General features: G+C 73.2%; 11 protein-coding genes. 7 read left to right on the top strand and 4 right to left on the bottom strand.

Annotated elements, in window-relative coordinates:
* Positions 1–666: 666 nt before the first annotated feature.
* The 3 genes from rplM (at position 667) to glmM (ending at position 3,145) form a co-directional block, all read left to right on the top strand.
* On the top strand, positions 667–1,110 hold the full coding sequence (rplM, locus tag IT780_RS33235) for a 50S ribosomal protein L13 (RefSeq protein ID WP_199515800.1): 444 nt from the start codon (positions 667–669) through the stop codon (positions 1,108–1,110).
* 20 nt (positions 1,111–1,130) lie between these two features.
* Positions 1,131–1,640: a 30S ribosomal protein S9 gene (gene rpsI, locus IT780_RS33230; protein WP_233413915.1), complete on the top strand. Its 510-nt coding sequence runs from the start codon at positions 1,131–1,133 to the stop codon at positions 1,638–1,640.
* Between the two features lie 152 nt (positions 1,641–1,792).
* Complete coding sequence (glmM, locus tag IT780_RS33225; RefSeq protein WP_199515799.1) at positions 1,793–3,145, top strand: phosphoglucosamine mutase; 1,353 nt, start codon at positions 1,793–1,795, stop codon at positions 3,143–3,145.
* A 124-nt stretch (positions 3,146–3,269) separates the two neighbouring features.
* On the opposite strand, the gene IT780_RS33220 is transcribed toward glmM, so the two are convergent.
* Both IT780_RS33220 and IT780_RS33215 read right to left on the bottom strand, forming a co-directional pair.
* A complete protein-coding gene (locus IT780_RS33220; RefSeq protein WP_199515891.1) occupies positions 3,270–4,445 on the bottom strand; it encodes a pyridoxal phosphate-dependent aminotransferase in 1,176 nt (391 codons plus the stop codon).
* A 35-nt stretch (positions 4,446–4,480) separates the two neighbouring features.
* Positions 4,481–5,467, bottom strand: a complete 987-nt coding sequence (locus tag IT780_RS33215; protein WP_199515798.1) for an MmpS family transport accessory protein — start codon at positions 5,465–5,467, stop codon at positions 4,481–4,483.
* Between the two features lie 199 nt (positions 5,468–5,666).
* Between IT780_RS33215 and glmS the strand changes: the two genes are divergently transcribed.
* Positions 5,667–7,550, top strand: a complete 1,884-nt coding sequence (gene glmS / locus IT780_RS33210; RefSeq protein ID WP_199515797.1) for a glutamine--fructose-6-phosphate transaminase (isomerizing) — start codon at positions 5,667–5,669, stop codon at positions 7,548–7,550.
* On the opposite strand, the gene IT780_RS33205 is transcribed toward glmS, so the two are convergent.
* Positions 7,537–8,805, bottom strand: a complete 1,269-nt coding sequence (locus tag IT780_RS33205; protein ID WP_307831508.1) for an alpha/beta hydrolase — start codon at positions 8,803–8,805, stop codon at positions 7,537–7,539. The genes glmS and IT780_RS33205 overlap by 14 nt on opposite strands.
* 227 nt (positions 8,806–9,032) lie before the next feature.
* Positions 9,033–9,311, bottom strand: coding sequence for a hypothetical protein (locus IT780_RS33200; RefSeq protein WP_199515795.1), 279 nt, complete (start codon positions 9,309–9,311; stop codon positions 9,033–9,035).
* 159 nt (positions 9,312–9,470) lie between these two features.
* Between IT780_RS33200 and IT780_RS33195 the strand changes: the two genes are divergently transcribed.
* Genes IT780_RS33195 through alr form a run of 3 tightly spaced genes read left to right on the top strand, consistent with a single transcriptional unit; the run spans position 9,471 to position 12,529 of the window.
* Positions 9,471–9,839, top strand: coding sequence for a holo-ACP synthase (locus IT780_RS33195; RefSeq protein ID WP_199515794.1), 369 nt, complete (start codon positions 9,471–9,473; stop codon positions 9,837–9,839).
* A gap of 24 nt (positions 9,840–9,863) precedes the next feature.
* On the top strand, positions 9,864–11,312 hold the full coding sequence (locus tag IT780_RS33190) for an NAD(P)H-hydrate dehydratase (RefSeq protein ID WP_199515793.1): 1,449 nt from the start codon (positions 9,864–9,866) through the stop codon (positions 11,310–11,312).
* Positions 11,313–11,350: 38 nt separating this feature from the next.
* A complete protein-coding gene (alr, locus tag IT780_RS33185) occupies positions 11,351–12,529 on the top strand; it encodes an alanine racemase (protein ID WP_199515792.1) in 1,179 nt (392 codons plus the stop codon).
* Positions 12,530–12,531: the final 2 nt, after the last annotated feature.

Here is a 12,531-nt window from a genome sequence, read left to right as displayed (position 1 = left end):
GCCGGCCGGTCCACCGAAGGGCACGCCCGGAGCACGCCGTCCTCAGCGTCGACCCGCTCCCATGTCACGCCTACGTTCTCCGCCGTACCTCCGGCCGGCGCACGCCGCGACTCTTCTTCGCCGGAGCGGTCACCCGTTCCGGCGGGCACCGCCAGGTCCGTCCTCAACCCTGGCGGTGGTTCCTGTCCGGTGCGGCGGTGAGCGTCGCCGGAGTTCCGTCCGAGCCTGCTCGCCGGGGCCGCACCTGGGCCGGCCGTGCGGTGGCGCGCGTCTCCGGACGTCCGTCCGGGCCGCGTCGCCGGGGCCGCACCGCTTGCCATGACCGAAGCGTGCCGGTGGGGAATTTCGGCCCTGCGTCCCGTATGTTTCGAGCCTGCTAAGAGGCATTCATGCCCGCGGGTCCCCATCGTGGGTGGAATCACGTCACCCGCTGTCGGCGTGCCATGGGTCACGGCCTATCCTGGGCCCGGTAAGTTGTGCGGTCCGTCGGCCTTGACGGGCCACTGACGTTCCATACGCAGCCCGTTTTGACCGTGCGCCGCGCTGGCGGGTATTGTTGCCTGCTGTTGTGCGACAGCTGCGAGCGTTCCCTCTCGGGTACGCTTGAGGTTCGTGCTCTCACGACCAGCGCGCGCCCCCAGACCGACGACGAGACAAGGTAATTCTGTGCGTACGTACAGCCCGAAGCCGGGTGAGATCGAGCGTCAGTGGCACATTATCGACGCTTCTGACGTCGTTCTGGGCCGCCTGGCCACCCACGCCGCCACCCTCCTGCGTGGGAAGCACAAGCCGACGTTCGCCCCGCACGTCGACACCGGCGACTTCGTGGTGATCATCAACGCGGGCAAGGTCGCGCTGACCGGCAACAAGCGGCAGACCAAGGTCGCCTACCGGCACTCGGGCTACCCGGGTGGCCTCAAGCAGGTCGGCTACGAGGAGCTGCTCACCAAGCGGCCCGAGCACGCGGTGGAGCTGGCCGTCAAGGGCATGCTCCCGCACAACAAGCTCGCCCGCCAGATCCTCAAGAAGCTGAAGGTCTACCCCGGCGCCGAGCACCCGCACGCCGCTCAGCAGCCGGTGCCGTTCGAAATCAAGCAGATCGCGCAGTGAGCGCGGGCGAAGGAAACAGCATGTCCGACATCGTCGAGCCCGAGGTCGTCGAGACCGTCGAGGCGCCCGCGGAGGAGACCCCCGCGGAGACCGTGGTGGTCGTCGAGGCGCCCGCGCCGGCCGTGCGCGCGCCGCGCCCGGGTGACCGTCCGATCCAGACCGTGGGCCGCCGCAAGGAGGCCATCGTCCGGGTGCGTCTCATCCCCGGCACCGGCAAGATCACCTGCAACGGCCGCGACCTCGAGGCCTACTTCCCGAGCAAGGTGCACCAGCAGCTCATCCGCGAGCCGCTGAGCACCGCCGAGAAGGCCGAGCAGTTCGACGTGATCGCCAACCTCCGCGGCGGCGGCATCACCGGCCAGGCCGGCGCCCTGCGCCTCGGCATCGCCCGCGCGCTCATCGCGAACGACGGCGACGACCGCCCGGCGCTCAAGAAGGCCGGCTTCCTCACCCGTGACGCGCGGGTCAAGGAAAGCAAGAAGTACGGCCTCAAGAAGGCCCGTAAGGCTCCGCAGTACTCGAAGCGCTGATCGCAGCGCTCGCCTTGCACCACGTCTGACCGGGACGGCCGGGTGCGCCCCTTCGCTGGAGGCGCGCCCGGCCGTTTCCCGTTTCCTTCCCCGAACAACGCACCGGTCCGCCTTTACTGGACAGGGACAGGACCGGCGAAAGGAACGGCTCCATGGGGCGACTCTTCGGCACGGACGGCGTACGCGGGCTCGCCAACGGCGACCTCCTCACGCCGGAACTGGCCCTCTCGGTCGCGGTAGCGGCCGCCCGGGTCCTCATCGAGAGCGATCGGAGCCATCAGCCGCTCGCCATCGTGGGCCGTGACCCGCGGGCCAGCGGCGAGATGCTGGAGGCCGCGGTCGTCGCGGGGCTGACCAGTGCCGGGGCCAACGTCGTACGGGTCGGTGTGCTGCCCACGCCGGCCGTGGCGTACCTCGTGGGGCAGGCACAGGCAGACCTCGGCGTCATGCTGTCGGCCTCGCACAACCCGATGCCCGACAACGGCATCAAGCTGTTCGCCCCCGGCGGCCTCAAACTTCCCGACGAGCTCGAACAGCGGATCGAGGCGGCGGTCGCCGACGGGCACGGGCTGGTCGGGCGGCCCACCGGCGCCGGCGTCGGCCGCGTCCACGACCTCCTCGACGGCGCCGAGCACTACGTGAAGCACCTCGTGGGCTCGACACCGCACAGCCTCACCGGCATCAAGGTGGTCGTCGACTGTGCGAACGGCGCGGCCAGCGACGTCGGCCCGTCCGCGTACGAGCAGGCCGGCGCGGAGGTCATCGCCATCCACGCCGAGCCGGACGGGCTCAACATCAACGACAACTGCGGTTCCACCCACCTCGAGGCGGTCCGCGAGACGGTCCTCCGCGAGGGCGCCGATCTCGGGCTGGCCCACGACGGTGACGCGGACCGGTGCCTGGCGGTCACCGCCGCCGGCGACGTCGTCGACGGCGACCAGATCATGGCGATCCTGGCCCTGGCCATGCGGGACGCGGGCACGCTCACCGACGGCACGCTGGTGGCGACGGTGATGAGCAACCTGGGCCTGCGGCTCGCGATGAAGCAGGCCGGCATCCGGCTGGTCGAGACCAAGGTCGGCGACCGGTACGTGCTGGAGGAGCTCGCCGCCAACCGCTACGCCCTCGGGGGCGAGCAGAGCGGCCACATCGTGATGCCGGCGTACGCCACGACCGGCGACGGCGTCCTCACCGGCCTGCACCTGATGGCCACGATCGCCGCCACCGGCAAGTCCCTGGCCGACCTGGCCGCGGTGGTGCACAAGCTCCCGCAGGTGCTGATCAACGTGCCGGTGAAGGACCGCGAGGCGGGCGCGCAGGCCCCGACCGTCCAGGCGGCGGTGGCGCTGGCCGAGAACGAGCTGGGCGAGACGGGCCGGGTGCTGCTGCGCCCGTCCGGCACGGAACACCTGGTCCGGGTCATGGTCGAGGCCGAGACCGAGGAGCAGGCCCGTACGGTCGCTGAGCGCGTCGCCGACGAGGTGCGGGCGGCCAGCCCCGCCTGATCGAGGTGTGCGCCCCGGCCTGCCGGGCCGGGGCGCTTCGGCGCGCCGGGCCGGGCCGCTTCCGCTTCGGCGGTCTAGGCCGGGGCGCTTCCGCTTCGGCGCGCCGGGCCGGGCCCGCTTTCCCTCAGGCCAGGGTGCTCAGGCGGCGGGCGGCCTCGTCGATGACGTCCTCGCGCTTGCAGAAGGCGAAGCGGATGAGGTGGCGCCCGTACTCCTGGTGGTCGTAGAAGACCTGCGTCGGCACGGCCACCACGCCGCAGCGCTCCGGGAGCGTACGGCAGAACGCGACCCCGTCCGTCCCGCCCAGCGGCGTGATGTCGGCGGTGACGAAGTACGTGCCCTCCGACGGCAGGACGGCGAAGCCGGCAGCGGTCAGCCCCGACACCAGCCGGTCCCGGCGTGCCTGGAGCCCGTCGCGGAACGTCGCGAAGTACGAGTCCGGCAGGGCGAGCGCCACGGCGACGGCCGGCTGCAACGGGCCCGCGTTGACGAACGTGAGGAACTGCTTCACCCGCGTCACCGCCGAGACGAGGTGCGCGGGGCCGGTCGCCCAGCCGACCTTCCAGCCCGTGCACGAGAACGTCTTGCCGGCCGACGAGATGCGCAAGGTGCGCTCCCGCATGCCCGGCAGGGACGCCAGCGGTACGTGCGGCGTGGCGGCGTCGGTGAACACGAGATGCTCGTAGACCTCGTCGGTCACGGCGTACACGTCATGCTCCTGGCAGAGCCGCGCGATGAGCGCGAGTTCGTCCGTGGTGAAGACCTTGCCGGTGGGATTGTGCGGCGAGTTCAGCAGGACCATGCGGGTCCGCGGCCCGAACGCGGCGCGCAGCTCGCCCTCGTCGAGGCCGTAGCGCCCGTCGGAACCCGGCCGCAGCGTCACCGGGCGTCGGACCGCGCCGGCGAGGGCGATGGACGCCGCGTACGAGTCGTAGTACGGCTCGAAGCACACCACCTCGTCCCCGGCCTCACACAGCGCGAGGATCGCGGCGGCGACGGCCTCGGTGGCGCCGGCGGTGACCACGACCTCGGTGTCCGGGTCGCGGCCCAGCCCCCAGAAGCGTTCCTCGTGGGCGGCGATCGCTCGGCGCAGCGCCGGGATGCCGGGCAGCGGAGGGTACTGGTTGGCGCCGGAGCGCAGGGCCTCCGCGGCGGCGGCGAGCATCTCCGGCGGGCCGTCGGTGTCGGGGAAGCCCTGCCCCAGGTTCACCGAGCCGGTCCGCGCGGCCAGCGCGGACATCTCGGTGAAGATGGTGGTGCCGAACGGGCGCATGCGGCCGACGAGCGGGTCCGCCGAGATCGACGACGTCACGCCCGCCAGCCTACGTGGCTCCGCTAGAAGAACACCTTGCTGCAGCTGGTCGTGATGAAGGTGCCCGTCCTGGTCTTCTGGGCGACCTCTTTCCCGTCGACCGTGGCCCGGCAGGAGATCGTGCCCTCCGTGGTGCTGCCACGCACCGCCACGACGGAGATCAGCGCCGCGCCGTGCAGCGTCACCTTCTTGCGCCACGGCAGGGAGGCGTTGCGGACCCGCTTGGGATCCTTGCCCAGCTCCTCCATGTAGACGATCTCGACCGGCCCGTCGCCGGTGATCTCGTACTCGACCTTCATCGCGGCGCCCTTGCCCGGGGCGTTCGGGATGCCGGTCGGCAGGTCCGTCGGGAGGGTGGGCAGCGTCGGCAGATCGGTGGGGAGGTCGTCGGGAAGGTCCGGCACGTCCTCGGTCGGCACCGCGGTGGGCAGCGAGTCGATGGCCTCCTTGGCCTTGTCGGTGGCCCGGTTGACCAGCAGCACCGCGGAGGTCACGCCGCCCGCACAGAGCAGGAGCGTGACCGCGATCAGTACGGCCACCAGCGGCGTGTTGCTGCGCTTCGGCGGCCGGGGCGGCGGGGCGCCGTATCCCGGCGGTGGTCCGTACCCGGGCGGACCGTAACTCGGCTGCTCGCTGCCGTAACCGGGCTGAGGCGGCCCGTAGCCGGCCGGCGGCGGCGTGCCGTAACCGGGCTGGGACGGCGTGCCGTAGCTGGGCTGGGACGAGTCGTAGCCTCCCGGCGGCTGGGTGCCGTAGCTGCCCGGCGGTGGGGGATAGGCGTCCTGCACGGCCGGGAACTGCGACGTCGGCGGGTAGCCGTCCGGCGGGGCGCTTGTCTGGCTGTCGGCCGTGGGCAGGGGCGCGTACCCGGGCTGGAACTGCGGGGTGGCCGGCGGCTGCGGGGGCTGCGCCGCGAGCGGGTCGCCCGACTGCGCGGACCAGGGCTGCCCCGAGGCGGGCTCCTCGGGCGGGAGCGGGCGCGTGGGGTCCGGTGGCGGTGGGTAACTCAATGGTGTCTCCCGGGGAGGCGTCGGCCCGACGGTACGCCTTCGCCGCCAGAGACGGATCACCCGGTCGTGTCGCATACGCCCGTGACCTGGCCGGGAGGTGGCCTCCACCCGGCCGAACGGCCCTTTCGCTCACGTACGATGCGCGAAAGTATGCTTCTTGCGCAGCAGTCGTGAGCGATAGTCCGCTACGCTGCCCCACATGTGTGGGATCGTGGGATACGTCGGCAATCGGCCGGCACTGCAGATCGTTCTGGACGGGCTCCGCCGGTTGGAGTACCGCGGCTATGACTCCGCCGGTGTCGCGGTCATCGACGGCGCCGCCGTCCTGACGGAGAAGCGGGCGGGCAAGCTGGCCAACCTCGAGAAGGCGCTGGCGGAGCGGGTGGGCGACGGGATCGCCACCGGCTCGACCGCCATCGGGCACACGCGGTGGGCCACCCACGGCGGGCCGACGGACCGCAACGCGCACCCGCACCTGTCCGGGGACGGGCGGGTGGCGGTGATCCACAACGGCATCATCGAGAACTTCTCCCGGCTGCGCGCCGAGCTCGAGGCCACCGGCGTCGAGTTCGTCAGCGACACCGACACCGAGTGCGCGGCGCACCTGCTCGCCGCCGAGATCCGCGCGCTGCGGGAGGCCGGCGACGTCGAGGGCCCGCAGCTGCTCGCCGAGGGCATGCGCTGGGCCGTACGGCGGCTCGAGGGCGCCTTCACGCTGCTGGCGATCGACGTCGACGTGCCGGACGCCGTGGTGGCCGCCCGCCGCAACTCGCCGCTGGTCGTCGGGCGGGGAGACGGGGAGAATTTCCTCGCCAGCGACGTGTCCGCGTTCATCGAGCACACCCGCGAGGCGATCGAGCTCGGGCAGGACCAGGTCGTGCTGATCACGCCGGGCGCCATCGAGATCACCGACTTCGCCGGCGCGTCCGCCACGGGCAAGGAGTTCCACATCGACTGGGACGCCTCGGCCGCGGAGAAGGGCGGCTACGACTACTTCATGCTCAAGGAGATCGCGGAGCAGCCGCAGGCCATCGCGGACACCCTGCTCGGCCGTCTCTCCGAGCGCGGCGAGATCGTCCTCGACGAGGTGCGCCTGACCGACCAGGACCTGCGCGACGTCGACAAGGTCTTCATCATCGCGTGCGGTACGGCGTACCACTCCGGCATGGTCGCCAAATACGCCATCGAGCACTGGACCCGCATCCCGTGCGAGGTGGAGCTCGCCAGCGAGTTCCGCTACCGCGACCCGGTGCTGGACCGGTCGACGCTGGTGATCGCGATCAGCCAGTCCGGCGAGACGATGGACACGCTGATGGCGCTGCGGCACGCCAAGGAGCAGAAGGCGCGCGTGCTCGCCATCTGCAACACCAACGGCTCCACGATCCCGCGCGAGTCCGACGCGGTGCTCTACACCCACGGCGGGCCGGAGATCGCGGTGGCCTCGACCAAGGCGTTCCTCACCCAGCTGGTCGCCTGCTACCTGATCGGCCTGCACCTCGCGCAGATCCGCGGCGTCATGTACGCCGACGAGGTCGCCGCCGTGGTGTCCCGCCTCCAGCGCACCCCGGACGACCTGCGGACGCTGCTCAACCAGATGGAGGACGTGCGTGCGCTCGCACGGGACCTCAAGACGGCGTCGACGGTGCTGTTCATCGGCCGCCACGTCGGCTTCCCGGTGGCGCTCGAGGGCGCGTTGAAGCTCAAGGAGCTCGCGTACATGCACGCCGAGGGCTTCGCGGCCGGCGAGCTGAAGCACGGCCCGATCGCGCTCATCGACGAGGGCACGCCGGTCGTCTGCGTCGTACCTTCGCCGGCCGGCCGTGGCGTGCTGCGCGACAAGGTCGTCTCGAACATCCAGGAGGTCCGCGCCCGGGGCGCCCGCACGATCGTCATCGCCGAGGAGGGCGACGACGCCGTGGCCGCGTACGCCGATCACCTGATCCCCGTGCCGCGTACGCCCACCCTGCTGGCGCCGCTGATGACCACCGTGCCGCTGCAGATCCTGGCGTGCGAGATCGCGGCGGCCCGGGGCCACGACGTCGACCAGCCGCGCAACCTGGCCAAGTCCGTCACCGTGGAGTGACATCGCCCCTCCCCAACGCGATGCCGGCGAGCGCGTCGAGTGCCGGTCCGCCCTCGTCCCAGTAGCCGAGGTGCCCGCCCCCGGGACTGCTGACGAAGCGGCGGGCCCCGAACGACGGGTCGGCCGGGTTGGTGCCGAAGTACAGGTCGTTCTCCGGCCGGCCGAAGGCGAGCAACGCCCCGGCCGGCCGGGCCTGACTGGCGACGAGGTCCTCCACGATGCTCCTCGGCGAGACGGCCGCGTACTGGATGACGTCGGAGCGCGAGGTGGACGCCCACACCTCACCGGGCGGTGCGTGCAGGTCCTTGGCGGAATCCACGCCGACGCCCGGGGAGCCGACGAAGACGAGGCTGTCGGCGTCGAAGCCGGGCTCGGCCGCGGCGGTGCCGACCACGAGCGAGCCGTAACTGTGCCCGACGACGGTCTGCCGGGCCGGCCTGCCCTCGTGGCTGGCGCGCAGGCCGGCCTGGAACCGGCGTAACGCCGGGGCGCCCGAGTTCGCGGAGGACCGGCCGGCCGCCTCGCCGAGGAAGTCCGGAGCGTCGTAGCCGAGCCACATGATCGCGCTTGTCGACCGCTCGGGTGCCAGCTCGGCCGCCCGGACCGCGATCCGCTCGGCGCGGGCCAGTTCGCCGCCGTACGACGCGAGGTCGGCGGTCATGCCCGGCACCTGCGTGACGATGCCGGTGGCCCGGTCCGGGTCGCCGAGCGCGACCACCGCCCGCCCGTCGCCCGCCGGATCGACCTCGAGCAGGTACGCCCGCGGGCCGTCCCCGTCGGCGAGCCGGCCGGGCAGTGCGCCCTCGAGCGGCAGGCCGTCGATCACCAGGCGGTTGGCGCGGTCACGGGCGGCGGCCGGCACGCCGTCCAAAGAGCCGACCCAGCCGGGCCGAGCCGCGCACATCCACTCTTGCTGGGCCGGGGACAGGGCGGCCCACCAGCGGGCCACCTCGGCGGGACCGGCGGTGCAGGCGGGCGGATCGCCGCCCGGTGGGCACGCGGCCGTCTCGAACAGCCCGTCCAGGATCCGGGCTGTCGCCTGGTCGGCGCCGGTGGCGGCCGCAACGTCGCTGCCCGGCTTCGCCCGCGCTATCGCGGCGGCGAACTCGCTGAGGGCCTGATCAGCGGCCCAGCAGCCGAGCCGGAACAGGTCGAGCCGGCGCAGCAGGCCGCCGATCCGGGCGGCGAGGGCGTCCGCGGCGGCGCCCCTCCAGGCAGTGCGCAGGCCGGCCGCGCAGGTGCGCAGCTCCGCCACCCAGCGACCCGCCGTCGCTGCCCAGGCCCGCCAATCACCGGCCGCATCCCGCCACCCACCGGGATTGGTCGCCGCGAGCGCAGCCGAGCCCGGCCCATGGGCGGTGTGGGTGAGCCCCGCTGATCCCGGACCCGGGTCGGTCGCCGTATGCGCACCCGCCTCCGGCCCGTGGGCTGCGGAGGCGAGCCCCACCGAGCCCGGACCCCGGTCGGTCGCCCCGAGCGTTGTCATTTGATCCGCCGGAGCCGGGCTGCGGCGCGATCGTCGGTGGTCTCGTAGTCGTCGACCGTCGTGACGACAGCTCGGCCCGTGGCGATGATGTCGTCGGTCAGCGCCATCAGGAAGCGGCGCGCCGCTGCGACTGCGGCCGTACCCGCATCGGTGCTGGACCATCGTGGGCCCGGGGCCGGCGGCATCGGGCCGGCATGCAGGCGGCCGCCCGCGTCGTGCAGCGCCGCGGCCCAGCGGCGTGCGGCCTCGGCGTCGATCTCGAGATCGGGCGTCATGGGCAACCTCCGGAAGGTGAAGGACTCGGGGCGACGACGTTAGGGAAACCCGGCCGTCGGCGGGACCGGCCTGTGGATGAAAGACCCGGCCTGTGGACAACGGGCCGGCCTGTGGATGACGCCGGGCTGTGGACAACGGGTTTCGCTAGGGTTGGGCGTGTGATCGTCTCTGTCGGGATCGACGTGGTGCTGGTCGAGCGGTTCGCCCGTGCGCTGGACCGGACGCCGCTGCTGGGCGACCGGCTCTTCACCGACGGGGAGCGGATGACGACGTCCGGAAACCCGCGCTCGGCGGAGTCGCTGGCCGCCCGGTTCGCCGCGAAGGAGGCCGTCGCGAAGGCTCTCGGCGCGCCTGCCGGGCTGCGCTGGCACGACTGCGAGATCGTCTCGGATCCGGACGGGCGTCCCTGGCTGACCGTCTCCGGTACGGTCGCCGCGGTGGCCGCCGAGCGTGGCATCCACCGGTGGCACCTGTCGCTGTCCCACGACGGCGGCATCGCCTCGGCCATGGTCGTCGCCGAGGCCTGAAATCACGCAAAGGCGGGATTGCGAATGCGGCAGGCATGGCGGGTGAGCGACGTACGGTCGGCCGAGAAGGCGCTGATGGCGGCTCTGCCGGACGGCACCCTGATGCAGCGCGCCGCCGCCGGTCTGGCCCGTCGGTGCGCGCTGCTGCTGCAGGAGACCGGCGGGGTGTACGGCGCGACGGTCGTCCTGCTGGTCGGCAGCGGCGACAACGGTGGTGACGCGCTCTACGCGGGTGCCCGCCTGGCCGCGCGCGGGGCGGGAGTGCAGGCGATTGTGATGCAACCCGACCACGTGCACGCGGCGGGTCTGGACGCGCTGCGGCGGGCCGGCGGGCGTACGGTCGTCGACCTGCCCGCCCGCGCCGACCTGGTGGTGGACGGCATCGTGGGCATCGGCGCGAGCGGCGGGTTGCGGCCCGCGGCGGCCGCGCTGGTCGGCGCGCTGCCGCAGGTGCGCAACCGTGCGGGCGCGCGTACCCCTGTCGTGGCCGTGGATGTGCCCAGCGGCGTCGCGGTCGACACCGGAGACGTGCCCGGCGACGCGGTGCACGCCGATGTCACGGTCACCTTCGGGTGCCTCAAGCCGGCGCATGTGCTCGGTCCCGCCGCGGCCCTGGCGGGTTACGTCGACCTGGTGGACATCGGGCTGGGCGCGACGCTGCACCCTTCTCCGGCGGTACGCGTGCCCGACGCGGCCGACGTCGCCTCGTGGTGGCCGCGCCCGAACGTCGCCTCCGACAAGTACACGCGCGGTGTGGTCGGGGTGGCCACGGGCTCGGCCACGTACCCGGGCGCCGCGCTGCTGTCGGTCTCCGGGGCGCTCGCCGGGCCCACCGGCATGGTCCGCTACGCGGGCACCGCCGATCAGGAGGTCGTCCGCCAGCACCCGTCGGTGGTTGCGGTCAAACGCGTGGCCGACGCTGGACGGGTGCAGGCGTGGGTGTGCGGGTCCGGGCTCGGGACCAGCGACGACGCCCGTACGGAACTCCGCAGCGTCCTCGCCACCTCGCTGCCCGTCCTGCTGGACGCCGACGCGCTGACCCTGCTCGTCGACGGGCAGCACGCGGCCGACCTGCGACGCGACGCGCCCCTGGTGATCACGCCGCACGACCGCGAATTCGCCCGGCTCGCGGGTGAGGCGCCCGGCGCGGACCGGGCCGGGGCCGCCTGCCGCCTGGCCGCGTGGATCAACGCGGTCGTGCTGCTCAAGGGCGACCGGACCATCGTGGCGACCCCGAGCGGCGAGGTGTGGGCCAATCCGACGGGGAGCGCCCACCTCGCGACAGCCGGTTCCGGTGACGTGCTGGCGGGGCTGCTGGGTTCGTTGCTCGCCGCGGGGCTGCCGGCGGAACGGGCGGCCGTGGCTGCCGCGTACGTGCACGGCCTCGCCGGGCGCCGCGCCGGCCTCGACGGTCCGGCGACGTCGGCGGACGTCGCCGCGGCGCTGCGGCCCGTCCTCGCCGACCTGCTGTGACGGCGGTTCTGTCACAGGCGGTCAGTAGGCTGAGGGGCATGTGGCAGGCCGAGGTCCGGATCGATCTGGACGCGATCCGGGACAATGTGGCGACGCTGCGCGCCGGCACGACCGCTGAGATCATGGCGGTCGTCAAGGCGGACGGGTACGGGCACGGCATGCTGCCGGCCGCCCGCGCGGCGCTCGCCGGTGGCGCGACGTGGCTGGGGGTGGCCACCCTCGACGAGGCCCTGACGCTGCGCCGGGCCGGGCTGACCGTTCCCGTGCTGGCCTGGCTGAACGCGCCCGGGATGCCGCTGCACGAGGGTGCCGAGGCCGGCGTGGACCTCAACGCGGGCAGCCTCGGCCAGCTCGGCGAGCTGGTCACCGCCGCCCGCCGTGCCCAGCGTCCGGTGCGCGCGCACCTCAAGCTCGACACCGGGCTGGCCCGCGGCGGCGCCACCCCGGCCGACTGGCCGGCGTTGCTCGAGGCCGCGGCCAAGGCCCAGGCCGACGGCGAGCTCGAGGTGGTCGGCATCTGGAGCCACTTCGTGTACGCGGACGCCCCCGGTCACGAGACGATCGACCATCAGCTCGCCGTCTTCGCCGAAGGGCTGGCCACCGCCGAGCGTTACGGCATCGAGCCGCGCTACCGGCACATCGCCAACTCGGCGGCCACCCTCACCCGGCCCGACGCGCACTACGACCTGGTGCGTCCCGGCGTGGCCATCTACGGTCTCTGCCCGTTGCCCGGTCCGCCGCCGGTCCGCCTGCGCCCGGCGATGACCGCCCGCGCCCGGATCACCCAGACCAAGCGCGTCCCGGCCGGCCAGGGCGTCTCGTACGGGCACGCGTACCACACGTCACGCGAGGCGACGCTGGCGCTGGTGCCGCTCGGCTACGGCGACGGGGTGCCGCGGCACGCGTCCAACGTCGGGCCGGTGCTGCTCGGTGACGCCGTGCGGACGATCGCCGGCCGGGTCTGCATGGACCAGTTCGTGCTGGACTGCGGCGACGACCCGGTGGCGGCCGGCGACGTGGCGACGCTCTTCGGCCCGGGCGATCACGGCGAGCCGACGGCCACCGACTGGGCCGACGCGATCGGGACGATCAACTACGAGATCGTGACGCGGTTCGGAGGCTCCCGGATCCCCCGGGTCTACGACGGTTCGGTCCCGGGCTCCGGGGGGAGCGACGATCCGGGCTCCCGAGGAGCCGACGGTTCCGGGCAGGTCTGATG

The organism is Nucisporomicrobium flavum, assembly GCF_016464385.1.
Taxonomy (GTDB): Bacteria; Actinomycetota; Actinomycetes; order Mycobacteriales; family Micromonosporaceae; genus Actinoplanes; species Actinoplanes flavus_A.
The sequence above is the reverse complement of the archived record's forward strand: the minus strand, read 5'-3'. Positions and strand labels throughout refer to the sequence as shown.